The 24014-nt window shown below is 46.3% G+C and carries 28 protein-coding genes and 1 pseudogene; 20 read left to right on the top strand and 9 right to left on the bottom strand.

Going from position 1 to position 24014, the window contains the following annotated elements; genetic code table 11:
* Positions 1-40 precede the first annotated feature (40 nt).
* The gene (locus TRNA_RS38315) at positions 41-2002 is read left to right on the top strand and encodes a S9 family peptidase (RefSeq protein ID WP_003184960.1); all 1962 of its coding nucleotides are present in this window, start codon (positions 41-43) and stop codon (positions 2000-2002) included.
* Positions 2003-2238: 236 nt separating this feature from the next.
* Here the strand turns inward: TRNA_RS38315 and TRNA_RS38310 are convergent.
* Positions 2239-2537: pseudogene (locus tag TRNA_RS38310) on the bottom strand (NifU family protein).
* A gap of 133 nt (positions 2538-2670) precedes the next feature.
* Between TRNA_RS38310 and TRNA_RS38305 the strand changes: the two are divergent.
* Positions 2671-2997 carry a YuzD family protein gene (locus tag TRNA_RS38305; RefSeq protein WP_003184955.1) on the top strand — a complete coding sequence of 109 codons (327 nt, stop codon included), beginning with the start codon at positions 2671-2673 and terminating at the stop codon, positions 2995-2997.
* A gap of 110 nt (positions 2998-3107) precedes the next feature.
* On the top strand, positions 3108-3374 hold the full coding sequence (locus tag TRNA_RS38300; protein WP_003184953.1) for a hypothetical protein: 267 nt from the start codon (positions 3108-3110) through the stop codon (positions 3372-3374).
* A 9-nt stretch (positions 3375-3383) separates the two neighbouring features.
* On the opposite strand, the gene TRNA_RS38295 is transcribed toward TRNA_RS38300, so the two are convergent.
* Positions 3384-3884 (bottom strand): phenolic acid decarboxylase, encoded by a 501-nt coding sequence (locus TRNA_RS38295; protein ID WP_009329528.1) that lies wholly within the window; start codon positions 3882-3884, stop codon positions 3384-3386.
* Positions 3885-4160: 276 nt separating this feature from the next.
* Between TRNA_RS38295 and TRNA_RS38290 the strand changes: the two genes are divergently transcribed.
* The 3 genes from TRNA_RS38290 to TRNA_RS38280 all read left to right on the top strand — a co-directional run bounded on the left by TRNA_RS38290 (position 4161) and on the right by TRNA_RS38280 (position 6155).
* Positions 4161-5267, top strand: a complete 1107-nt coding sequence (locus TRNA_RS38290) for a Rap family tetratricopeptide repeat protein (protein ID WP_011198263.1) — start codon at positions 4161-4163, stop codon at positions 5265-5267.
* Positions 5268-5272: 5 nt separating this feature from the next.
* Positions 5273-5455 carry a hypothetical protein gene (locus tag TRNA_RS38285; protein ID WP_206696998.1) on the top strand — a complete coding sequence of 61 codons (183 nt, stop codon included), beginning with the start codon at positions 5273-5275 and terminating at the stop codon, positions 5453-5455.
* A gap of 328 nt (positions 5456-5783) precedes the next feature.
* Positions 5784-6155, top strand: coding sequence for an iron chaperone (locus TRNA_RS38280; RefSeq protein ID WP_009329525.1), 372 nt, complete (start codon positions 5784-5786; stop codon positions 6153-6155).
* A gap of 107 nt (positions 6156-6262) precedes the next feature.
* Here the strand turns inward: TRNA_RS38280 and TRNA_RS38275 are convergent, their stop codons facing one another.
* Positions 6263-7330, bottom strand: a complete 1068-nt coding sequence (locus TRNA_RS38275; protein ID WP_003184943.1) for an NAD(P)/FAD-dependent oxidoreductase — start codon at positions 7328-7330, stop codon at positions 6263-6265.
* A 271-nt stretch (positions 7331-7601) separates the two neighbouring features.
* Here TRNA_RS38275 and TRNA_RS38270 point away from each other — a divergent pair, with 271 nt between their 5' ends.
* The 5 genes from TRNA_RS38270 to TRNA_RS38250 all read left to right on the top strand — a co-directional run bounded on the left by TRNA_RS38270 (position 7602) and on the right by TRNA_RS38250 (position 11210).
* A complete protein-coding gene (locus tag TRNA_RS38270) occupies positions 7602-7838 on the top strand; it encodes a YuzB family protein (RefSeq protein WP_003184941.1) in 237 nt (78 codons plus the stop codon).
* Positions 7839-7994: 156 nt separating this feature from the next.
* Positions 7995-9212 carry a NupC/NupG family nucleoside CNT transporter gene (locus tag TRNA_RS38265; RefSeq protein ID WP_003184940.1) on the top strand — a complete coding sequence of 406 codons (1218 nt, stop codon included), beginning with the start codon at positions 7995-7997 and terminating at the stop codon, positions 9210-9212.
* A 125-nt stretch (positions 9213-9337) separates the two neighbouring features.
* Positions 9338-10195 carry a diaminopimelate epimerase gene (gene dapF, locus TRNA_RS38260; protein ID WP_009329524.1) on the top strand — a complete coding sequence of 286 codons (858 nt, stop codon included), beginning with the start codon at positions 9338-9340 and terminating at the stop codon, positions 10193-10195.
* 74 nt (positions 10196-10269) lie between these two features.
* Positions 10270-10635, top strand: a complete 366-nt coding sequence (locus TRNA_RS38255) for a HesB/IscA family protein (protein WP_003184936.1) — start codon at positions 10270-10272, stop codon at positions 10633-10635.
* Positions 10636-10730: 95 nt separating this feature from the next.
* Positions 10731-11210 carry a GNAT family N-acetyltransferase gene (locus TRNA_RS38250; protein ID WP_011198262.1) on the top strand — a complete coding sequence of 160 codons (480 nt, stop codon included), beginning with the start codon at positions 10731-10733 and terminating at the stop codon, positions 11208-11210.
* A gap of 94 nt (positions 11211-11304) precedes the next feature.
* Here the strand turns inward: TRNA_RS38250 and TRNA_RS38245 are convergent, their stop codons facing one another.
* Positions 11305-11529, bottom strand: a complete 225-nt coding sequence (locus TRNA_RS38245) for a cold-shock protein (RefSeq protein WP_003184932.1) — start codon at positions 11527-11529, stop codon at positions 11305-11307.
* 142 nt (positions 11530-11671) lie between these two features.
* Here TRNA_RS38245 and TRNA_RS38240 point away from each other — a divergent pair, with 142 nt between their 5' ends.
* The gene (locus tag TRNA_RS38240) at positions 11672-11872 is read left to right on the top strand and encodes a hypothetical protein (protein ID WP_009329523.1); all 201 of its coding nucleotides are present in this window, start codon (positions 11672-11674) and stop codon (positions 11870-11872) included.
* A 34-nt stretch (positions 11873-11906) separates the two neighbouring features.
* On the opposite strand, the gene yumC is transcribed toward TRNA_RS38240, so the two are convergent.
* Positions 11907-12905: a ferredoxin--NADP reductase 2 gene (yumC, locus tag TRNA_RS38235; RefSeq protein ID WP_003184928.1), complete on the bottom strand. Its 999-nt coding sequence runs from the start codon at positions 12903-12905 to the stop codon at positions 11907-11909.
* A gap of 338 nt (positions 12906-13243) precedes the next feature.
* On the opposite strand from yumC, the gene TRNA_RS38230 reads away from it, so the two are divergent.
* The 4 genes from TRNA_RS38230 to TRNA_RS38215 all read left to right on the top strand — a co-directional run bounded on the left by TRNA_RS38230 (position 13244) and on the right by TRNA_RS38215 (position 16093).
* Positions 13244-14461, top strand: coding sequence for an NAD(P)/FAD-dependent oxidoreductase (locus TRNA_RS38230; protein ID WP_161621001.1), 1218 nt, complete (start codon positions 13244-13246; stop codon positions 14459-14461).
* Positions 14462-14769: 308 nt separating this feature from the next.
* The gene (locus TRNA_RS43740) at positions 14770-14898 is read left to right on the top strand and encodes a YuiA family protein (protein ID WP_003184925.1); all 129 of its coding nucleotides are present in this window, start codon (positions 14770-14772) and stop codon (positions 14896-14898) included.
* Positions 14899-14972: 74 nt separating this feature from the next.
* Positions 14973-15293, top strand: a complete 321-nt coding sequence (locus TRNA_RS38220; protein WP_011198260.1) for a YuiB family protein — start codon at positions 14973-14975, stop codon at positions 15291-15293.
* A gap of 134 nt (positions 15294-15427) precedes the next feature.
* A complete protein-coding gene (locus TRNA_RS38215) occupies positions 15428-16093 on the top strand; it encodes a 3D domain-containing protein (RefSeq protein ID WP_025804898.1) in 666 nt (221 codons plus the stop codon).
* A gap of 42 nt (positions 16094-16135) precedes the next feature.
* Here TRNA_RS38215 and TRNA_RS38210 read toward each other — a convergent pair whose 3' ends face one another.
* A complete protein-coding gene (locus TRNA_RS38210) occupies positions 16136-16612 on the bottom strand; it encodes a divergent PAP2 family protein (protein WP_003184918.1) in 477 nt (158 codons plus the stop codon).
* A gap of 165 nt (positions 16613-16777) precedes the next feature.
* Here TRNA_RS38210 and TRNA_RS38205 point away from each other — a divergent pair, with 165 nt between their 5' ends.
* Positions 16778-18268 carry a leucyl aminopeptidase gene (locus tag TRNA_RS38205; RefSeq protein ID WP_003184916.1) on the top strand — a complete coding sequence of 497 codons (1491 nt, stop codon included), beginning with the start codon at positions 16778-16780 and terminating at the stop codon, positions 18266-18268.
* A 151-nt stretch (positions 18269-18419) separates the two neighbouring features.
* Positions 18420-19748, top strand: a complete 1329-nt coding sequence (locus TRNA_RS38200; RefSeq protein WP_011198259.1) for a Na+/H+ antiporter family protein — start codon at positions 18420-18422, stop codon at positions 19746-19748.
* A gap of 80 nt (positions 19749-19828) precedes the next feature.
* Here TRNA_RS38200 and TRNA_RS38195 read toward each other — a convergent pair whose 3' ends face one another.
* The gene (locus tag TRNA_RS38195) at positions 19829-20425 is read right to left on the bottom strand and encodes a biotin transporter BioY (protein WP_003184912.1); all 597 of its coding nucleotides are present in this window, start codon (positions 20423-20425) and stop codon (positions 19829-19831) included.
* Positions 20426-20527: 102 nt separating this feature from the next.
* On the opposite strand from TRNA_RS38195, the gene TRNA_RS38190 reads away from it, so the two are divergent.
* Both TRNA_RS38190 and TRNA_RS38185 read left to right on the top strand, forming a co-directional pair.
* A complete protein-coding gene (locus tag TRNA_RS38190) occupies positions 20528-21121 on the top strand; it encodes a sulfite oxidase-like oxidoreductase (RefSeq protein ID WP_003184910.1) in 594 nt (197 codons plus the stop codon).
* A gap of 14 nt (positions 21122-21135) precedes the next feature.
* A complete protein-coding gene (locus tag TRNA_RS38185) occupies positions 21136-21381 on the top strand; it encodes a hypothetical protein (RefSeq protein ID WP_011198258.1) in 246 nt (81 codons plus the stop codon).
* Between the two features lie 50 nt (positions 21382-21431).
* Here the strand turns inward: TRNA_RS38185 and ald are convergent, their stop codons facing one another.
* Together ald and TRNA_RS38175 are read right to left on the bottom strand one after the other, a co-directional pair.
* Entirely contained in the window at positions 21432-22571 is a 1140-nt protein-coding gene (ald, locus tag TRNA_RS38180; protein ID WP_003184907.1) for an alanine dehydrogenase, read from the bottom strand.
* A 110-nt stretch (positions 22572-22681) separates the two neighbouring features.
* On the bottom strand, positions 22682-23920 hold the full coding sequence (locus tag TRNA_RS38175; RefSeq protein WP_003184905.1) for a PucR family transcriptional regulator: 1239 nt from the start codon (positions 23918-23920) through the stop codon (positions 22682-22684).
* Positions 23921-24014 lie beyond the last annotated feature (94 nt).

Below are 24014 nucleotides of genomic sequence, written 5' to 3'. Positions count from 1 at the left end.
CGAAGTAGTATGGCAAACAGACATGAGGAGGAGAAACGACATGAAGCAGCTGATAACCGAAAAAGACCTCATCAAGCTTGTATCCATTACCGATCCCCAGTATTCGCCCGATGGTGCAAAAATCGCCTACGTCCAAACAAAAGTAAACGAAAAACAGGACTCATATGATTCGCATATCATGATCTACGACCGCGAAAAACAAGCTTCGGTGCAATGGACGTTTGGGAAAGGCAGAAACCAGCATCCCCGCTGGTCGCCGGACGGCAAATACCTTGCATTTACGTCCAATCGCGAGGAAACCGCACAAATTTACGTGATAAGCGCCGCCGGGGGAGAAGCGAGAAAAGTGACCGATATTCCCTATGATGTATCACAGCCTGAATGGTCGCCGGACGGCAAGTCATTGCTTTGTTCAGTGAAGCTGACAAAAGAGGAAAGCGTCGACGATGAGAAGAAAACCGAGATTGAAGACCACGAACCGCTGGAAGTCGATTCTTTGTCATATAAAGCAGACGGCCAAGGGTTTAAAAGGGGAAAGTATACGCAGCTTGTCCTCGTTCAAGTGGAAACCGGGGAAATGAAACAGCTGACCGATCTTGAACGCGACCATTTCAGCCATGCATTTTCACCGTGCGGAGATCAGATTGCATTTTGCGCCAATCAAACGGATATGCGTGTGAACGATGTCTACTTGATGAACCTTTCGACAGGTGATTTGAAGCGCCTCACAGGTCAAAACGGCATTTTTTCTTCACTATCGTTTTCTCCTGACGGCAAACACCTTGCATTTATCGGAAACGAGAAAGAATATCAAAACGCCACGCTCGATAAAGCATGGCTGTATGATATTGAAACAGGAAAACTAACGTGTCTGACGGAAATGCTTGACGTCCATCTCAGCGATGCGGTGGCAGGAGACAGCCTTGTCGGAGGCGTTCTTCCGAAACCGGCCTGGACCAAAGACGGAAACGGCTTTTATGTCATCGGATCTGACCAGGGTTCTACAGGCATTTACTACATATCAATCGAAGGTCTTGCTTATCCGGTCCGGTTGGAAAAAGAGCATGTGAACGGATTCAGCCTGCATCCGGACGAAAGTGGCTTTGCGGCATCCATAGCCCTGCCCGTCCGGCCGAGCGAACTTTACCATCTCCAATTGGGTGAAGAAAAAGCGGAGCGACTAACAGATGCCAACCAAGCGTTTACGGAAGAACATATCATATCGGAACCGGAGGAGCTTCAATTTCAGGCAGCGGACGGTCTGACAATTCACGGATGGCTGATAAAGCCCGCCCAATATGAAAAAGGAAACACGTATCCGCTCATTCTGGAAGTGCACGGCGGACCTCACGCCATGTATGCGAATGCTTATTTTCATGAATTTCAAGTGCTGGCCGCAAAGGGAAGCGCCGTCGTATATGTTAACCCGCGGGGAAGCCACGGCTACGGACAGGATTTTGTCAACCGGGTGAGGGGCGACTACGGCGGTGGAGATTTTAAGGATGTAATGGCGGCTGTTGACCACGTGCTTGAACATTATGATTTCGTCGATCAAGAAAGGCTCGGCATCACCGGAGGAAGCTACGGGGGCTTTATGACAAACTGGGCTGTCGGCCACACGAAGCGCTTCAAGGCCGCAGTGACACAGAGGTCCATTTCCAACTGGATCAGTTTTTACGGGGTAAGCGACATCGGCTATTTTTTCACAGACTGGCAGCTCGGTGCAGACCTTTTTGAAGATCCAGGCAAACTGTGGGAGCATTCGCCGCTCAAATACGCGGACAAGGTGGAGACCCCTCTTCTCATTCTGCATGGCGAACGGGACGACAGGTGCCCGATTGAACAGGCGGAACAGCTGTTCACGGCGCTGAAAAAAATGGGGAAAGAAGTAAAACTCGTCAGATTTCCGAACGCGTCACACGATTTATCAAGAAGCGGGCATCCGAAGCAGCGGATCAGGCGGCTTGAGTATATTGCAGGCTGGTTTGAAGCTTATCTATAAAAAAGAAAAGGCTGCCGTACACTACGGCAGCCTCAGCGTGTCGACAAACCCTCGCATTCGTTGTCAGGGCTGCGCGTCGGTGCTCACGAATTCCAACATTCGCTCCGCTCCGATGCTCGACCTTCCTAGACTGCAAGGGTTTTCAATCACGCTGAGAGGATGACAAAATCCTAAACTGAAAACCGTTTTAGGATTTTGTCAACAATTTAGGCTGCCGTTACGGCAGCCTTCTCAAATTAAAATACTTGCTCTACTTCAATGACGCCCGGAACTTCTTCTAAAAGGGCGCGCTCAATTCCAGCTTTAAGGGTGATGGTGGAACTTGGGCAGCTTCCGCATGCGCCGAGCAGGCGAAGCTTGACGATGCCGTCTTCAACATCGACGAGTTCACAGTCACCGCCGTCACGGAGTAAAAACGGACGAAGTTTGTCCAGCACTTCCTGTACTTGTTCTTTCATTTCGACCTCTGTCGTCATTCGTATCGCTCCTTTCAAATCATACAACCATTATATTCAGTCGAACAATAAAAAGCTATTGTTTGGTTTCAATCGTTTTCCCACATATTATATCATATTTGCCGGCAAAGACAAAAAACGATTTTCATTTCAATATGGAGCAGATGGACAAAATAGAATAAAATAAAGATAAAGAGAAAGGAGCTGCCGCTGATGAAAAAACAAGCCGAGCTTTTTGTTTACGGTGCCGACGTTCTTTGTCCAAGCTGTGTGAACCTTCCGTCATCAAAAGAAACGTATGAGTGGCTAGAAGCCGCCCTGAAAAGAAAATATCCCGACCAGCCTTTCTCAATCACGTACATTGATATCCATCAGCCGCCGGAAAACGACCCTGAAAAACAGGAAATCTCCGAAAAAATCCTGAACGACGAATATTTTTATCCGCTCGTCATGGTCGGTGATCAAGTGGTCGGCGAAGGAAATCCGAAGCTGAAAGACGTGTATAAAGAAATGGAAAAGCAAGGATATAAGCCTGCATGATAAACAGCAAGGGGCAGACATGCCCCTTGCTGTTTTATTTTTTATGATTGCACCTTTCTTAAACCGGACAGACTAACTATCAGCCAGATCAATTAGGAGGGACAGCAAGCATGTCAAGCATTGAAGGACAAATCATGTCAGGCGATTTTGATGACGAAATGAATGTTTTTTCATTAAAGAAAATCAAGCAGTTTCAAACGCAGACCAGTCTGAAAGAAAACCAGCTCAAGGCTTTACAGCACTATTTAAGGCAGCATGAGCACGATGAGGACGGACAGATCATCACCCTCTACGACCAAATGCTTGTACCTTTGTCGCAAGATGATATAAAAGCGCTGCTGGATGACTTAACAAAAGTCCAGTCATTATATCATTAACTTTCCCTTTTATACCCGCTTTCCTGCCCTGATGTCATCCGTCATTCCGGGATAAGGGGCTTTTGAAATCAGATCTTCATTATCGATTCCGGCATTTTCAATAAATGTGATATCGGCGAATTCCGGTACGACATATTTTGGATACGTCTCATATTTTTCGCGCGATTCCTCCATTAAGTCGATATGGTCATTTTGATAGCAGACTGTAATATCAGGGCGTTCATGAACCCATTTAGGGAAGAAGATGATGCCGTGCATCCGCTTTTCATTCGGCATGAAGTTCAAGGAAACGTCAGTCCCTGTCGGTTCTGTCCAGGATACTTTATAGACGCCTTCAGTCAGCTTGACGATATCGGCTTTTTGATCGCGAACCCAGCGTCCCCCAACCATTCCGCTGTGAATGCGGTAATCGATGGTATGGTCATTTTTAATGTAGATTTCATATTCCCATCCGTTTTCATACGTATAGATCATATGGCTTCCTACAAACTCTTTTACATCTTGATTCATATGAACCGCTCCTTTATTTGTTTATTGTAAATCGAAACATGTTGATATTTACATATATAATTATAAAATGCCGTCAAAAAAGATGTCAAACGAAAATACTTCCTGAGAGATTTGCACAAATAAAGAAGATTGTTACGATTAATGTCAGAATTTTGAGTTATCTTAGGAAATTATGCCAATATTTAGAAAAGTGATTGTCAAAAAATAAGCGATTCTGTAAAATGAAAAACAACCCATAAAAAGGAAATGACATGGGAAGAAAGGAAGGATAAACGATTGAAGACAAAAATTGCGTATGAGGAAGTTGCGGGAATGCTTAATCAATGGTATGTCATGATCAAGCGTCACGAAGTATCACAAGCGGTCTCGATTAAATGCGACATTGAGCACCAGCTGCCGAATATGGAAGAAAATCAAGATCTGCTTCTTTATTTTAATCTTTTAGACTATCGGCACAAGCTGCTGACAGAAGAGTTTGCCGCTTCCAACAAACTGTTCGAGGATATTCAGGAGCAAAAAGCCGATATGCAAAGCACAGATGACATGATTGAATATTATTATTTCTTTTTCGCTGGCATGTACGAATTTCATAAGAAGGATTATACAAATGCAATCAATTATTATAAATTAGCCGAGGAAAAGCTCAGGACAATCCCCGATCAAATCGAAATCGCCGAATTCCATTACAAACTGGCTATCGCCTACTATCAAATCAAACAAAATTTCCTTTCCTTAAACCATGCGAAAACAGCTCTAAAAACCTTCAAAGCACATGATGATTACATTCAAAAAGCGATCAGCAACGATATGCTGATCGGGGCAAATAAACTCGATTTATTTCGTTTTGATGAAGCCGAACAGCATTACAAGCAAGCCCTTAAAGACGCGGCACTGATCAAACATCATGTCCTCCTCGGCATGGCTCACCACAACTTAGGGTTGAGCTATGTCAATCGCAACCTCCTCACATTGGCTGAACATCATTTCAAAGAAGCGCTGCTTATCAAAGAGCATGAAGAATCGGTTTACGGCATCCATTCCATGTTTGAACTGACACATGTGCTGTACAAATCAAATGTTGTCAAAGAAGCACGCAAATTGTATGAAAAAGGATTTTTCCGTGCGGAAAAAGCAGGAGAAAGGGAATATTTGTCGAAATTTAAACTTATTCATGCTCTGTATGATGAACAGGATCCACTTACGGTTGAACATGCTTTAGAATATCTTAAAACGATCAATCTCTGGACGGATGTAGCGGAATTAACATTTGATATCGCACTTTACTATAAAGAAAATGGAGATGCAGACAAAGCTGCCGAATATTTTGAAGAATCTCATCATGCAAGAGACCAAATTCTTAAAAGAACGGAGGAGTTAAAGTGAAAAAGATGATTGCCGTTGCGTTGACTGCCGTCTTTGCAAGCCTTGTCGTTTTAAGTTTTTCGTCTCAGCCGAAGGGAGATGCCGAGTTTGCCGGCCGAGCCATTTTTCTTGACGATAAGCCGGCTCAGCTGATGGCGGGCAGAGCGATCTTTCTCGACAGCTTTGACGGAAATTCGCCAGCCGCCTGACAAAACACCGCATAACCCTGCTTGTCACCGGACAAGCTCTCTTCGAAAAGCGCCGCCAGCGGCGCTTTTTTTATGAAAGCAAATATAACCGGCGTCCCTGCAAATCGCTTGCGAAGATTAAAAATATGAAACACATGACAGGAATGGCGCTCACCGGCTTTTGGTCGAATCCTATTGAAAAATCTGCCCGATTTATAGTGCTTGTCATTCTATAAATCCTTATAATGGTCTTAACGCCAATGTGAGGCATGCCAATAGACAGATTGCAGGGGAAATTCTATACTGAACAGCGCAATTTAGCATGTAATCATTTTTAGGAGGGAGCAGCATGGAAGTCTTTGAAGAATATTTAGCGGGAATTGATCATCCGGAACATCGTGCCCGGATGGAAGAAGTATTGGGTTGGGTAGCGGAGACATTTCCAAATTTAACGCCGAAAATCGCTTGGAATCAGCCGATGTTTACTGATCACGGCACATTTATTATCGGCTTTAGCGTCGCGAAAAATCATTTGGCTGTCGCCCCTGAAAGCGCTGGGATCGATCGTTTTTCTGAGGAAATTGTGCAGGCCGGCTATGATCATACGAAGCAGCTTGTCCGTTTCCGCTGGGATCGTCCGGTGGATTTTTCATTGCTTGAGAAAATGATCGAGTTTAATATTGCGGATAAGGCGGACTGCTCGACTTTTTGGCGGAAATAAAAAAGCGCAAAAATAAGGGGCATCCTCTCATGAAGGCGAGAGAGCGCCCCGAAAGAAAAACGCTGTTTATCTAAAACTCCAAGGTTTCGCGCATGTACGCGGCAAACCTACCCGTTATGATGCTTATACATCCAAAGCAAGCCGGATTTCAGCAGGCGAGGCACTCTGCCGATCAACGGCCGTTCAGCAACTAAACCGAAACCGGCTTTTTTGCCGAGCGACCCGAGGACGCCTTTCAGCTTGAATTTCGGCATTGTTTCAGGAAGAGGTTCGCCTTTCCAGCGCAGTTCAAGCACTTGGACGATTTGTTCCGCCTGGGCTTCGGCCAGCTGTGCGCTCGGCGCGTGAGGCAGGCTTGCACAGTCGCCGACAACATAAACGTGTTCGTCTCCCGGCAGGTTATGGTGCGGCGTCAGGACGACGCGCCCTTGCGGATCTTTTTCCACATCGAGATCCCGAACGATTTGATTCGGCTGTATCCCCGCTGTCCAGACGATGGCGTCGGCTTGGATCGGGTCGTCATGATTGTAGACGATGCCTTCTTCCACCTTTGTAATATTGGCGCAGTTGATAATCTTGACGCCGTGCTCTTCAAACCAGCTTTGCACATATTTGCTCAAACGCTTCGGGAAGCTCGACAAAATTAATTCTCCCCGGTCAAAAAGGATGATGTTCAAATCTTTTCGGCTTTCCCTCAGCTCGCTCGCAAGCTCAACGCCGCTCAGTCCTGCCCCGACGATCGCAACGGTGGCTTCCGCATTTAAGTTGTTGAGCGCCTGGTACGTGCTGCGTGATTGATCGATTGTCTGAATGCTGTAGGTATGTTCAGGCGCCCCGGGAACGTTGTGATATTTATCTTCACAGCCGAGTCCGATGACGGCGTCATCATAGGATACCGGCTCCCTGTCATGAAACAAAACCTTTTTTCCTTCCAAATCAACAGACGAAATCGTCCCGTATTCAATCTTTAACTTCGGGTGATCCGGGAAGGACACTCTGATATGATGATCGGAAATCGTCCCCGCAGCCAGTGCGTAGTACTCCGTTTTTAAACAATGGTAAGGGTTTCTGTCGATTAAAGTGATCATCACATCATCTGGCAGCTGATTAGGCAGCAAACGATGAATGATGCGCATATTCCCGTATCCGCCGCCGAGCAAGACTAAATTTCTCATTGGTAATTCCCCTTTTCCCCTCAGATTAAGAAACTCACCTTTTACACTGCAAAAATAAAAAACTATGTAAATACCCTCTAGAATTATATCTAATTTGATGTAAAATCACAATATTTCTCGGGAAAATAACCTACACTAACGCCTAGAATCGATAATTAGTAAAACTCTTTAAAGTATTAATATGTTACAAAAGCTTTATTCTCCAGCCTTAAACTTTGACTAATGAAACGCATTTAGGGTACGATAAAAAGGCGATGTGAGGTGAAATAAGGTGTTTCCAATCGTTGAGTTTTGCGTCAGCAATCTTGCCCAAGGTTCTCAGGAGGCAAAGGAAATATTGGAGAAAGATCCGAATTTGGATGTCGTTGAATACGGCTGCCTGAGTTACTGCGGACAATGCATGCAGACGATGTATGCTCTTGTAAACGGAGAAATGGTGACAGCGAATAATCCGGCTGAATTGGTCGAAAATATATACAAGTTCATTGATGAAAATGAACTCATTTAAAAACGGGGTCATCTTGGTGATCTCGTTTTTTCATGCAAAGCCTTTAAATGAAAGGGTTTACATAAAAAGAGAAAAAATTCGTGAAAATTTTTGTGGACAGGCCAATCATTAATTGATATCTTAATAAAAGTTTAAATAATAATAAGAGGTGTGGTCATGAACATTTTATGGGGACTTCTTGGTATTCTGGCGATTTTCGCGATTGCTTTCCTGCTTTCCGAGCATAAGAGCAAAATTAACATAAGAACGATTTTAATCGGTTTGGCGATCCAGCTCCTGTTCGGATTCATCGTTCTCAAATGGGAAACGGGGAGGGAAGCGTTTCTTTGGTTTACAAAAGCCGTTCAGCATCTCGTCAATTATGCGAATGAAGGCATCAGCTTTCTCTTCGGGCCTCTCTTACAAGTAGGCGACAGTGCTGCCTTTGCTTTAAGCGTTCTTCCTGTTATCATCTTCTTTTCATCTCTGATTGCAGTTCTTTACCATTTAAGAATCATGCAAGTGATCATCCGCTTCATCGGCGGCGGATTGGCAAAACTGCTCGGAACAAGCAAAACGGAATCTCTTTCTGCAGCTGCCAATATCTTTGTCGGGCAAACTGAGGCGCCGCTTGTAATTAAGCCGTTTATCGCAAACTTAACAAAGTCAGAGCTGTTTGCCGTTATGACAGGCGGACTCGCTTCAGTGGCCGGTTCTGTTTTGTTCGGTTACGCCCTTCTCGGGGTTCCTCTCGAATATTTGCTTGCAGCGAGCTTTATGGCCGCACCTGCGGGCTTGATTATGGCAAAAATGCTCATTCCCGAAACGGAAAAACCGAAAATTGAAGAAAAAGATATTCAAATGGCTGAAGACGAAGACGCAGCAAATGTCATCGATGCCGCGGCAAAAGGGGCATCAACGGGTCTCTCTCTTGCGTTGAATGTCGGCGCGATGCTGCTTGCTTTTGTTGCTTTGATTGCCGTTTTAAACGGAATTCTTGGAGGAGTCGGCGGATGGTTCGGCTTTAAAGACCTTTCACTCGAATATATTCTCGGCTATGTATTTGCCCCGCTCGCCTTTGTCATCGGCGTGCCATGGGATGAAGCGGTCCAGGCCGGAAGCTTTATCGGTCAAAAGCTCGTTCTGAACGAATTTGTCGCTTATTCCAATTTTGCTCCGATGTTTGATCAGCTTTCCGTCAAAACAGCTTCGATTATCAGCTTTGCGCTGTGCGGTTTCGCAAACTTGTCTTCTGTGGCGATTTTGCTTGGAGGACTTGGAGGAATGGCGCCGAACCGCCGTTCCGATATCGCCCGTCTCGGCTTGAAAGCCGTTGCGGCCGGAACATTGGCCAACCTTTTAAGCGCGGCGATCGCCGGAATGTTTATCGGATAACATGATAAAAGCTCCCTGCAAATGAATGCAGGGAGCTTTTATGTATGAAAAACGGGGGATAGCCATATTGTATCCATCCCTTTCAGCTTTTATACTAGAAGAAAGAAAAAAATGTGGAGGCGGCTATGAATTCTTTTCGTTTTACTAAAATGCACGGCTTAGGAAACAGCTATATATACGTCAATCAGTTTGAAGAACATCTCCCTGAGGAGCTGTTGTCGGATTTGGCCGTCAAAGTGTCTTCCGTTTACACCGGAATCGGTTCAGACGGAATGATTCTCATCTGTCCTTCAGATCGAGCGCCGGTTAAAATGCGGATTTTCAACAGCGACGGATCTGAAGGCAAAAACTGCGGAAACGGTTTGCGCTGCGTTGCAAAATACGCGTATGAACATAAACTGGTAGAGGAAACGTCCTTTTTAATTGAAACCCTTTCAGGCTTGGTAAAGGCTCAGGTTGAGGTGGATGAAGGAAAAGTTGTATCGGCTACGGTCGATATGGGCGAACCGCGACTTCTCAAATCAGATATGCCGATGCGGGGTGAACAGGGTTCAGAGACGATCAATGAAAAGATGATATTCGGCGGCCGTGAAATGAAGGGTACCGCTGTATCCATGGGCAATCCCCACATCGTCTTTTATTTAGACGATATTGAAAAAGCCCCGCTGACGACGATGGGACCGCTCATTGAAAAAGATGAAAGGTTTCCGGAAGGGGTTAATGTAGAATTTGTTGAAGTTGAAAACGAAAATGAACTCCATTTCCGCGTATGGGAAAGGGGATCAGGAATTACCCAGGCTTGCGGAACAGGCGCCTGCGCAGCCGCAGTGAGTTCGGTGCTCAACGGCTATTCCAAACGGGACACGGACATTACCGTCCATCTCGCCGGCGGCGATTTGATCATTAATTGGAAAAACGACGGACGCGTCATGATGACGGGACCCGCTGAAACGGTATGTGAAGGCGAGTTTTTTATATCATAAGTCGGTCTGTTTGAGAAATCGGACGTGCGACTTTATAATAAAGGTACACATGAGCTTTTAGGAGGTGTAATCTCATGAGCGAAAAAACGGTCACGGTTACGGAAGCGGCTGCTCTTCATATCAAGGATATGATGAAAGAGCATGAAGAGGAGAACGCATTTTTGAGAATCGGAGTAAAAGGCGGCGGATGCAGCGGCCTGTCATACGGCATGGGTTTTGAACATGAAAAAAACGAAGACGACAATGAATTCGTCCAGCATGGAATCACAGTGCTTGTAGACCAAGAAAGTCTGGATATCATGAACGGTACGGTCATTGATTTTAAACAATCGATGATGGGCGGAGGCTTCACCATCGATAATCCAAACGCCATCGCTTCATGCGGCTGCGGATCATCATTCAGAACCGCAGCGAATGCGGGGAAGCCTGAAGAGTGCTGACATAAGGTCAACGATATGCAATGAAAAAAACGCCTTTCATCTCGATGCTTCATCGTGATGAAAAGGCGTTTTATTATGGTCTGGGGGAAAAAGAAATGAAACTCGTATCAACGCACGCCTTGTCAAAAGCGGACGTTACCGCGTTTTTTCATACACATTGGGGAAGTCCGGAAATGGTCAATTCACACGGAACATTCCGCTGCGATGAATTGGAAGGATTCGCTGTAACAGATGAAAAAAGCGACATTAAAGGCTTGATTACGTACTTCATCGCTGGAAACGAATGTGAAGTCGTCTCTTTGGACAGTGTTGTCGAAAACAAAGGGATCGGCTCACTCCTTTTACAAGAAGTGGAGCGTGTTTCAAAGCGAAAACAGTGTAAATCGATTAAACTGATCACGACGAACGATAATATGCGGGCGCTTATGTTTTATCAAAAGAGGGGCTATACTTTGGCCGAGTTGTATGTAAACGCAGTTGACAAAGCAAGAAAAGTAAAGCCGGAAATTCCCTTTGTCGCTGATAACGGCATTCCGATTCGGGATGAGATTCTATTGGTGAAAGATTTAGCATAGTTTTTCTGCTTCTTCGCGAAGAGGAGCAATGCAGCCACCCCGCTCAAAGTGTTGAGCAAGGTTTTTGCAATGGGCTTCCGGAACACAACCGTGTTTATTTCTGGTTAAAGATGCGATTCAGATTGCTCGTGTTGTTGGTGATAGAGGTGATATAGCGGCTTCCGCTTATCATTTCCTTGTTGCACAGAGGGCATAAAGGGCGGTCGCTGCTCGTGAAATTTTTTCTCATCCATCCGTTGCAGTCCTCAGCCGTACATTCCCACGTACTGATATCTTCCTTTGGCAGAGGCTCTTGATTGCGATTGTTGTAGTAAGACATATCGTCACTTCCTAACAAGGGTTTTTTGGAGTTCATTTAAGAATATTTTGTGAATCTTAAGACATTCTATTCGTCAATTTGTTATTCTATACTGGACAGGTTTATTTAGTGTCCAAGCCCAGTAAAGAAAAGGGGTTCAACCATGGAAAAAATCAACTGCAGAAGCTGCGGCGGGCTTACGCCGTACGATTCAAAAGTCTGCGAGGCATGCGGATGCGAAAAACCGCTTCCAAAATCACAGAAAATTACGGACCGGATTGTCTTGACTGCGGCGGGAGTCGTCGGCATCTTAACAATTGTGCTGATATTGGGAACGATCTTCTCATATTTGAATATCATATAATGAAAAGGAGCCGGTGTCAGGCTCCTTTTCATTTTTATTTGTTTTCAAACATGCTTGTAGAGTGCAGCGGCTGCACACGCGCTTTAGGATCCATATAAGCTTTTGCATTGTTGACAGCGGTCGGCGCTTCACCAAATCCGCTCGCAATCAGCTTGACTTTCCCTTCATATGTGCAGATATCGCCGGCTGCATAGAATCCCTCGATGTTCGTTTCCATTGTGGACTTGACGACGATCGAATTTTTCTCGATTTCAAGCCCCCAGTTTTTGATTGGTCCGAGAGATGAAACAAAACCGAAGTTGACGATCACATCGTCGACATCGATGATTTCTTTTCTCTCGCCTTTCACTTCCTCAATGACGATCTGTTCGATTCGCTCGCTGCCGATCAGCTCGGTCGGAACAAACGGTGTCAATACATTGACTTTAGAATTGCGCAAGTTTTCGACGCTGTGCTCGTGTGCGCGGAATTTATCGCGGCGATGAATAATTGACACCTCTTTTGCGATCGGTTCCAGCATGAGCGCCCAGTCGACGGCGGAGTCGCCGCCGCCCAATACCGCAACGCGCTTGCCCGCAAATTGATTCAGATCATCTATAAAGTAATGAAGGTTTGCATTCTCGAATTGTGCCGCAGATTCAAGCTCGAGCTTTCTCGGCTGGAATGCTCCGTTTCCGGCTGTAATAATCACCGTTTTAGAATAGTGGATTTCTTTGTTGGTGACGAGTTTGAAAATACCGTCTGCTTGTTTTTCAACGCTTTCGACGGCTTGTTCCAAACAAACGGTCTGATCGAATTTCGCCATTTGCTCTTTTAAATTGTCGACCAGCTCCTGAGCGCGGATTTTAGGGAACCCGGCTACATCGTATATGTATTTTTCGGGATACAAAGCGGACAGCTGACCGCCGAGTTGCGGCAGGCTTTCAATAATTTTGACGCTCGCTTGCCGCATTCCGCCGTAAAATGCGGTAAACAAGCCGACAGGGCCGCCCCCGATAATTGTGATATCATATACTTTTGTGTCTTCACGCATGAAAATAATGCCCCCTAAATGAAAATTGTTCTTAATTATATCATATCACATAAAATAAATACGAGCGCGTCTGTTTTTTTAGGCGCGGAAAATAATACCGTCAGAGCATATTTAACCTTGAAAAAGCAATTGCAAGCGGCTATGATGTAGTTGTGAACAAATTGTTAACGATTCGTGAATATTTTTCGTCGCACAGCCGAAAAACATTCCGTTGTTCGGCAAACTAAAGTGAAGGGTTTCACAAACTTTTTTTCATAAAAAGCCTGAAGCCGGCAGAAGATAACCCAAAGGCTATTTTTAATCCGGCTTAGCAGTAAAATACAGAAAAGGTGGATGTGATTCCGTTGAATAAGCCAAAAGTAGTAGTATTAGGTGCAGGTTATGGTGGATTAATGACCGTTACGAGACTTGTTAAAAAAATCGGCATCAATGAAGCGGATATTACGCTTGTCAACAAGCACAATTACCATTATGAGACGACCTGGATGCACGAGGCGAGCGCAGGTACGCTTCATCATGACAGATGCCGCTATCAGATTAAAGACGTCATCAATACATCCCGTGTCAATTTCGTTCAGGATACGGTAAAGAAAATCGATAAAGAAGGAAAGAAAGTCGTCCTTGAAACAGGAGAGCTTAGTTACGACTATCTTGTCGTGGCGCTCGGCTCCGTCCCTGAAACTTTCGGAATTTCGGGATTGAAAGAGCATGCTTTCTCTATTTCAAACATCAATTCGTCCCGCCAGCTTCGCGAGCACATTGAATATCAGTTCGCGACGTATAACACAGAAGCCGAGAAGCGCCCGGAACGCCTGACGATCGTTGTCGGGGGAGCTGGTTTTACAGGCATTGAATTTTTAGGTGAAATGGCCAACCGCATTCCTGAGCTGTGCCGCGAATACGATATCGACCGCCAGCAGGTTCGTTTAATTTGCGTGGAAGCCGCGCCGTCTGTTCTCCCGGGCTTTGAACCGGAGCTTGTCGATTATGCGGTCAACTACCTCGAAGGAAAAGGCGTTGAATTCAAAATCGGCACGGCCGTGAAAGAATGCACGCCTGACGGAATCATCGTCGGAAAAGACGATCAGACCGAAGAAATCAAAGCAGGCACTGTCGTATGGGCCGCAGGCGTCCGCGGCAACCCGATCATTGAGGAATCCGGCTTTGAAAACATGCGCGGCCGTGTGAAGGTTAAACCTGACCTGCGCGTTGAAGGCCATGATGATATATTTGTTATCGGAGACTGCTCTTTAATCATAAATGAAGAAACCGAAAGGCCTTATCCGCCGACTGCGCAGATTTCCATGCAGCAAGGCGAAACGTGCGCAAACAATCTGGCCGCACTGATTCACGGCAAAGAAACGGAAACGTTCTCATTTGATAACAAAGGCTCTGTCGCTTCTCTCGGCGAACACGATGCAATCGGCGTCGCATTCGGCAGAAAGATGACGGGAACGACGGCGTCCATGATGAAAAAAATCATCGACAACCGCTCGCTTTTCATGATCGGCGGGCCGGGACTTGTTCTGAAAAAAGGCAAGTTTAAATTTTTCTGATCAGACTTTCACAGAAGGTGATGACGGCGGCGTTCAGGCAGGATGCCTGGGCGGTTAGCCGCCGATCCTTCCTCTATTCATGAGCACCGACTTAGCAGGTCTGACAACGAGGGTTTGTCGACACGCTGAAGCCTGCAGCTTCCTCTGCAGGCTTTTTATTTCAGGCTAAAAACTTCAAAAACGAAAGAAAAAGAAAGAAAGCTTCGCTTTTAAGCGCTTACATCAAATGATCTGTTATATTTTCTGACTTTATTATTGACAACGTTCATGATATATTATCAGAAAATTAAGAAAAAGGTGTGTATCCGATGAAGACAACGTCAACCCATCGACTTGAATCTACCTGTACATTCTGTTCAGGAAAAGGCTATTTTCAGCTTCTGCTCGGCGGTTCGGAAACGTGCAGCAACTGCAAGGGAACAGGAAAAGACCGTTGATCACAGCTTTCCAATGATTGACTCAAGTTCCTTCCCCAATGTACACTAAAAGAGGTGAATTGGGGGTGGAGGCTTTGATTAGTTTACCAGTTGTCATCATTTCAGTTGTCTTATTTTTCGTCCTGTTTTTCGGCATCGGTTTTCTGCTGAATATGCTGCTCAGAATGTCATGGATCATGGCTGTCATTTATCCAATTGTATGCCTTTTCATTGTGAATAAAGAAAAGCTGATTCGCTATGTAGAGGCGCCGGGAGAGGCATTTTCCGGCCTTTTTGACAGAGTGGCTTCTTTGGCTGCTGCCGATATCATCATTTTAGCCAGCGGAATGGCCGGAGCCCTGTTGTCGGGCGTTACGATCAAAGCGCTGCGAAAAAGGGGATATCAAATGTTTTAAGCCTTCTTCTTCAAGGGAGAGGGTTTTTTTGCGGTTAATTTTTTCACTTTTCTCAAAACTTTTTCGCCATCTGAATATTTCTTTTTCCACTTGGAAACAACTAGATGGTGAGAGGAGTGGAAGAATTGAGAAAAGTGATGACTATGTTCCGGCGTTTCTTGATGACAGTTTTGTTTGTCCTTGCTTTTATGACGACCTTCTTTGCCGTTTCAGGCGTGGAGGCACAGGATATATCCAGCTGGGCAAAAGAACGCGATCTGTCCTTGAAACAGCTGATGCTCACCTTTAAATCACTTCCCGAAGAAAAAGCGGAAAAGACGTCTCTGTCTGCCGCAGAACAAATTAAAAACAAACCGAAATCGCTTGAAGACGCGTTTGACTGGAGCAAGTATCCGAAGCAAAAAGTCACCGCGACCGGATATACAGCAGGGGCTGAATCAACGGGAAAACAGCCTCATCATCCCGATTACGGGATTACATATTCGGGAGTCAAAGTAAAAAGAGATTTATATTCAACCGTTGCAGCCGACCCGTCGGTCTTTCCGATCGGCACCATATTGTTCATCCCGGACTACGGCTATGGGGTTGTTGCGGATACCGGATCAGCCATTAAGGGAAACCGGCTCGATTTGTACTATGAGACGGTTGAGGATGTTTATAAAGAATGGGGCAAAAAAACACTTGATGTTTATGTCATTAAAAAAGGAAACGGCACCATTACCGAAGAGGATCTCCTGAAGCTGAATGAAAATAAATCGATGCAAGTATTCAGACAAAAATATAAAATGGCGAAAGAATAAGAAAAAACGTTTAAGACCTGGCGTCTTAAACGTTTTTTTGCTTTACATCAATAAATAATCGAGAAGCAGCGTCAGTGCAATGCCGGTCAGGCCGCCGAAAAACACTTCAATCGGCTGATGGCCGAGCAGTTCCTTCAGCTTTTTCTGTTTTTCTTCCTGATGGCTTTTAGGGAAATCCTTCGCTTCGTTGACAAAGCGGTTAAAATCGCGGACAAGCCGGTTGATCACTGTTGCTTGTTCTCCGGCATGTCTTCTCACTCCGGTTGCATCAAACATCGTAATAACGGCAAATATTGCGGAAACGGCGAACAAAGAAGAATCCATCCCGTGATCAAGAGCTACACCGGTCGAGAGCGCCGTGACGGCCGCTGAGTGTGAACTCGGCATTCCGCCCGTGCTTGTGACAAGCCGCCAATCCCATTTTTTTGAGACGACAAAGTAAATGGGAACCTTGATAAACTGAGCGAAAAAGATCGCGGCAAAGCTCGCCAGCAAAGGAAAGTTTGTGAGGATTTCCATTTTGCAGAACATCCTTTCTATAAAGAAAATAGAGATGAATTCAGAAAAGCACGCAGTTATTTGCTAAAATATATGATATGAAACCCCATCGGGAAAAAATGTTTTTCCTATTATAACATTGTTGTTTTAATTTTACTCACTTTGCTGATAAGGAGCTGTGAACGCATGTTTTATGCCTTTAAAGATTTCGAAAAAAAAGAAACGCTTTTAATCGGACTGTTTAAAAAAAGCCGGCTGTACGGTAAGGCTGAAGAAATCGACCGCCTTTTGAACGGCCAGCTTTCTCAGCTGCTGAAAGACGGGGATGTATCTTCCAAAAAAGCGAAAGTGTCTAAAATATTTACCCCTTCGCTTCAGGGAGTCAAACGCATTTATATCGTCGGATTGGGCCGTGAAGCGGAATTTACCTTCGAGGATGCGAAGCAGTGCTTTGCCGAAGCTGTTCAGCTGATTCACAAAGATCGAAAGCAGGAGTTAACCGTCATGCTCGACAGCTTCGTATCCGAAGAAGTCCCAGCTGCTGACGCCGCACATGCATTGGCTGAATCGTGCATGCTGTCATGCTATGAAGTGCAGGATTACAAGCACAGATCAAATGTGCCTGATCAATGTCTGCAAAGCGTCTATGTTTTGACAGACCATGACCTGAAGGAGATTCAGGCGAGTCTGCATGTCGGACAGGTGTACGGAAATGCGACGAATTCGGCGAGAACCCTCGTGAACATGCCGGGGAACATGCTGACAGCGGCGGATCTCGCGTCATATGCCGCTGAATTGGCGGCGAAATACGAATTTGAATGTGAAATTCTTGAAAAGGCTGAAATGGAAGAGCTCGGGATGGGCGGTCTCCTCGCGGTCAACCAAGGATCAGAAGAGCCGCCGAAAATGATCGTCTTGAAATATCAAGGAAAAGAAACATGGGATGACGTCATCGGTTTAGTCGGCAAAGGGATTACGTTTGATACCGGAGGCTATTCGATTAAGACAAAGAGCGGGATTGTCGGCATGAAGTCCGATATGGGCGGAGCCGCCAGCGTTTTGGGAGCGATGGAAGCGATCGGCGAATTGAGGCCGGAACAAAACGTGCTTGCCGTGATTCCGTCGACTGATAACATGATTTCGGGAAGCGCAATGAAGCCGGACGACGTCATCGTTTCCTTGAGCGGCAAGACGATTGAGATCTTGAATACGGACGCCGAAGGAAGGCTGGCGCTCGCTGACGGACTGACATATGCGAAGCACCACGGAGCTTCCGTGCTGATCGATGTCGCGACACTGACCGGAGGCGTCGTCGTAGCTCTGGGAACGGAAACGACGGGAGCGATGACAAATCATGATCCGCTTTATCAGCAGGTGAGACAGGCGGCTGAAGAAGCGGGAGAAGCGATTTGGCAGCTTCCGATTACTGAAAAAGACAAAAAAAGAGTAAAAAACAGCCAAATGGCCGATCTTAACAATTCACCGGGCAGGGAAGGCCATGCGATTATGGCCGGAACGTTCCTCGGCGAATTCGCCGAGCAGACGCCATGGGTTCACCTTGACATCGCCGGAACGGCAACGACAGCTCAAAACTCATGCTTTGGACCGAAAGGCGGAACGGGCGTGATGGTGAGAACGCTTGTCACGTTTGTCGAGCGGTTTTCGGGAAATTTGTAGTCTTTCATCCCCTTTGCTAGAAGGGGATTTTTTTATGGAAAAAACGCAGATGTCTCATTGACGCATTCATAAAACATGTGGTAATATACGTTCATTACTTTAATTATCTACTACATTAGCAAACTAAAGTGTTTGTTCGGAGGTTTCAAATATGAATGCAGTTGTGATTGCTGTTATTGTGATGCTTATATTAAGCCTGCTGCGGGTCAATGTCGTTCTAGCCCTGATTGTGGGCGCTCTTGCCGGCGGTCTGACGGGCGGTCTCGGTCTCGGCCAGACGGTCAGCGTATTTACGGAAGGACTCGGAGGCAACGCAACCGTCGCAGTCAGCTACGCGCTCCTTGGCGCTTTTGCAGTCGCTTTGACGAAAACGGGTCTTCCGGATGCCATGGTTGAAGCTGCTGTCAAGCTGATCGGCAAAGAAGGCGATACAAGGCGCAAAACCCTTTCAAAAGCGCTGATCGTCTTCGTGATTTTAATTATTTCTTGTATGTCTCAAAATGTCGTTCCGGTTCATATCGCATTTATTCCTGTTTTAATTCCGCCGTTATTGAAAATTTTGAATGAGCTGCAAGTGGACCGCCGCCTGATTGCGTGTGCGATGACATTCGGATTGACAGCTCCGTATATTTTGCTTCCCGTCGGCTTCGGCCAGATTTTCCAGGGGATTTTGAAAGACAATATGAAAGATGCAGGCCTTTCTGTCACATTGGCTGATATTCCAATCGCCATGATCATTCCGATTGTCGGGATGATTGCCGGTTTGGCCGTTGCTGCTTTTGTGTACCGCAAACCCCGCACATATGAAATGAAGGAAATCGCCGGTCAAAAGTCGGCGTCCTATACGAAGAAAAGCCTTTCGATTGCCGTTTTGGCCATCGCTGTATCATTAAGCGTACAGCTCTATTTGTCTCAGAGCTTAGACGTCGACGGAATGATCTTCGGCGCGCTCAGCGGTTTGGCGGTCTTGTTTTTAAGCGGAGCGATGAAGCGCGGCGAAGCGGACGAATTGATCACTAACGGCATGAACATGATGGCGTTTATCGGATTTGTGATGCTGGCCGCGGCCGGTTTTGCCAATGTGCTTGAAAAAACGGGCGATGTCAAAGCGCTTGTTGAAGCGTCAACAGGTTTCATCAGCAATAATCAGGTGCTCGGCGCATTGCTGATGCTGGTTGTCGGCTTATTGATCACAATGGGGATCGGTTCCTCATTTGCGACGATTCCGATTATCGCAACGATATTTGTTCCGCTTTGCATGCAGCTTGGCTTCAGCCCGATGGCGACAATCGCCATTATCGGGACGGCCGCAGCTCTCGGAGACGCCGGTTCACCTGCGAGCGACAGCACGCTTGGACCGACATCCGGCTTAAATGCGGACGGACAGCACCACCACATTTGGGACACCTGTGTTCCGACATTCATCTTCTATAATATTCCGCTGATTTTGTTCGGCTGGATCGCGGCGATTGTTCTTTAAAAAAATTCCCCTCAAAACGAGGGGAATTTTTTTCTATGTTTGTTAAAATAAAATGAGAACCGCACCACGGGCTCTCTTTATTAAAAAGTCGGATTTCTTCTGAAGCCTGCGCCTTTTTGAACCGCCCGGAAAACCTTTGAGGCGAGCGCGGCGAGCAGAACGGAGAATGCCAAGTCTTTCACGAAGAACCAGGCCATCATTTTCCAAACGGCTGAATATGACATCGGTGTATTGAGCCAAGTGGAAAAAGCGAGATACGTATAGTTGACGCCGATCAGATAAATGATCAGCGTACCGATCAATGAGGCTGCGAAAAAGTGGCCTGTTTTCGGTTCGGATAGTTTGTCCGTGATCCAGCCCGCGGCATATGCGGCAGGAATATAGGATAGAATAAAGCCTGCGCTTCCTTTAAAAAGAACGGAAATACCGCCTGAAAAAGAAGCGAATACCGGAGCGCCAATAAAGCCGACTAACGCATAGACAATCATGGACAGCGCACCTAATTTACGGCCGAGCAAAAGTCCGGCAAGCAAACAGAAGAAAGGCTGCATCGTAAGCGGAATACCGCCGATTTGCAGAAACGGGGCAAACGAAGTGATATTAGCGCCGATCCCCATCAGAGCGGCAAACATTCCGACAAGCGCCATATCGCCGGCGCGAAGTTTTTTATTATTCATGATCTTTGTTCCTCCTCAGTGATTCACACAACTTTATCGTAAGAGATCACAAAATAGTTTGTCAACCACTTTTTTATTCGAGTTAACAAAGGGGGTTCTTTCGTGTTTTTTGGGAAAACAAAACCGCACAAGTCCGACAGGGTGCCTCCAAACCAAAATGTCACAACATCTTTTCCTGTTCTTCATGCAGGACATGTTCCGGAATACGAAGACCTGTCAAAATGGAATTTGCAAATTTACGGACTTGTCGAACAGCCGCTCCTGCTGACGTTGGATGATCTTCATGAGATGCCGCAAAGCGAAGTGTCCAATGACATTCATTGTGTAACAGGCTGGTCCAAGCTCGATAATGTTTGGGAAGGGATCAAGACAAAGGAGATCGCTGAAAGAGTAAAGCCGCTTCCGGAAGCCAGATTTGTCATCTTGCATGCAGAGGAAGGCTGGACGACGAATGTTCCGCTCGAAGACTTTTTGAAGGATTCGTCTCTTTTGGCTCATTCCCATAACGGCGCCCCGCTCACGCCGGAGCACGGCTTTCCGCTCAGAGCGGTGATGCCGCATTTGTATTTTTGGAAAAGCGCCAAATGGCTGAGGGGCATTCAGTTTACAAAGGAAAACCATCCGGGCTTTTGGGAGAAAAACGGCTACCATCTTAGGGGAAATCCGTGGAAAGAAGAAAGATACAGCTTTGATTAGCGGGGAGGATGAATATGTTTTTCGTACAGCTGTTCATATTTTTAATGCTGAGCGCCTGTTTTTGGCTTTTCATTGCATCATTCAAGAAAAAGGCTTTTGCTGTTTTATTATTGCTGACGGCTGCGGCAGTTCTGGCACTGTTTGCCGCAGTCGGCGATGCCTCTGACCGGACGCTGTGGAGAATCGTCCTGTTTGGGGCGGTTCCTGTTTCTGCAATTGCGGCAAAATTGATTCAGGATCGCCGGAAAACGGAATCATAAAAAAAAGACAGAGCTTCGGGCATATTTTCCGAGGCTCTGTTTTTTTGATGCTATGCGCCGGCGGCTGACGACGAATTTTCGATCGCAAGCTCTGCGGGAACGTAGCCATAGTTTAAGTCCCTGGCTACGGCTTCATAAGTAATATGGCCGTTTGCTGTGTTGACGCCGGCTTTTAGCGCAGGGTTTTCAAGAATCGCTTTTTCCGCGCCTTTGTTCGCGATTTCAAGCGCATACGGAACTGTTACATTCGTCAGCGCAACTGTAGATGTCCGCGGAACGGCGCCAGGCATGTTGGCAACAGCGTAATGGACGACTCCGTGTTTGACATAGGTCGGATTGTCGTGGGTTGTGATGTGATCCACCGTCTCGACGATGCCGCCTTGATCGATTGCGACGTCAACAATCACAGAGCCCGGTTTCATCTGTTTGACCATCTCTTCCGTCACTAAAGTCGGCGCTTTGGCACCCGGGATCAGAACCGCGCAGATGAGGAGGTCGGCTTCCGCTACGGCATCGGCGATGTTGACCGGATTGGACATCAATGTTTTAATTTGATTGCCGAATTGATCATCAAGCTGGCGCAGGCGATCCGCGCTTAAATCGATCATCGTCACGTCGGCTCCGAGGCCCGCCGCGATTTTTGCCGCATTTGTGCCGACAACGCCTCCGCCGATGATCGTCACTTTCCCGCGCGCGACTCCGGGTACACCGGCCAATAATATGCCTTTTCCGCCTTTCGGCTTTTCGAGGAACTGCGCGCCGATTTGGGCGGCCATCCGCCCGGCTACCTCAGACATCGGCGTCAGCAAAGGAAGGGAACGGCCATTGCTGACGGTTTCATAGGCGATGGCTGTCACGCCTTTCTGCTTTAATGCTTCAGCCAAGGAAGGCTCTGCGGCTAGATGCAGGTAGGTGAACAAGATGAGACCTTCTCTAAAATACGGATATTCTTCAGGGAGCGGCTCTTTGACTTTCATCACCATTTCAGCCGCTTCCCAGACGGCTTCCGCTTGTTCTGAGATCTCGGCTCCCACTGAGACGTAATCCTCATTTTCAAACCCGCTTCCAGTCCCCGCGTCTTTTTCCACGATGACGCGGTGTCCTGCCGCGATCAATTGAGAAGCCGCACCGGGAGTCAAAGCAACACGGTTTTCATTGTTTTTGATTTCTTTCGGTACGCCGATAATCATCCGATCATTCCTCCTTTTTCTGTAAAAATGCTGTTGCTTTAGTTTATACTGACTTTTTAGAATTTTCTTTGTTTGAATCGAAAAATAAAAAAACATGCATTTGTGGAATTTCACAAATGCATGTTGCGAAGCTTGATTTCAAGATAAATCGTAAATTTTTCATTGATGTTTTTTAAATCGATTTCGGCGATTTTGCTGATGCGTTTCAGCCTGTAATTCAGCGTGTTGACGTGAATGTTCAGCTTTTTTGCGGCGGTGTTGACGTTGCTGTCGCATTCGATGAATTGTTCAAGCGTCTCGACAAGATTGGAGTGGTGCTCTTTATCATATGCTTCAAGCTGCATTAAAGAATAGTTTGGATAGCTTGCATGTTTCCGTTTTTCGCTGAGCACGTCGAGATACTGGTAGATGCCGAGCTCTGAAAAGCTGACGAGGTGCCTTGTCTCATCGGGAAAACGCTCCTTGACCTTCAGCGCCGAGAGCGCTTCCTGATAAGACTGGTGTACAAGGGTGATCAAGCTGTACATTCCGCCGATCGCGATCGTGCAGTTATTCAGTTTATAGCGCTCTTCAAGTTGCTTTTGTATATTCGCGGCAAATTGCTTTAAATCATTGAACGGCTGCCCTTTTTGCCCCGTTTTTGGCGAAGCGAGGACAATCAGCTCATTATAGTCGATTGTAGCCAGAAGGATTTGCAGCTGCTGCGTCGTTTCCAGCAAGTAATGGAGCTGCTTTTCGGTTTTTTCTTCGATTTCGTCTTTCAGCCGGATGATGATGACCGAATAAGTTGAAGGAACTCCGATGCCAAGCTGGTGAAAGCCGTCGGAGATTTCCTGATCTTCCGAAATGTGCCCGGTCAATAGCTTCCAGAAAAATTCCTGGCTGCGCTGTTCATTTTTTCTTTTTCGGACCTGATAAGGCAGCAGCTTGTTCTTTACGGAATCCGCGGCCAGCTTCAAAAGGTGAAGCTCGTCTTCCGACAGCGTTTTTTGGCTTTCCAGCGCCCAGATAAAACCGATAACCTCGCTGTTTTTCCAGATTGAAATCGCCACGCGGCTCGACAGGCCGACTTCATCGATTTGTTCGACCCTGATCGGTTCGTCGGTTTTCATCAAGGCGGGAATCGTTCCATCCTTCCAAAGCTTGTTGATGACTTTTTCCGGAACGCGCCTTCCGATGATTGTTGACGTTCTCGCCGGGTCCGTGTAGTCGCTGTGGGTGCTGTAAGCAAGGAGGCGGTGGTTGATGTCTTCTATCGTAATCGGACAGTCCAGCACCTCGCTGATATGATCTGCCACATCTTCTAAACGGTCATATTGATATTTAAAAGGATTGTTTCGATTGTTCATAAAAAACCCCTACTTTTTATGTTTGCATGAAAAAATTTTGACATATACCCATCTTACTTTTATTATGAATATAGTTGTTTGTTAAAATCAACAA

The sequence above is a fragment of the Bacillus licheniformis DSM 13 = ATCC 14580 genome (genome assembly GCF_000011645.1).
GTDB lineage: Bacteria > Bacillota > Bacilli > Bacillales > Bacillaceae > Bacillus > Bacillus licheniformis.
This window is presented reverse-complemented; position numbering and strand designations above follow the sequence as displayed.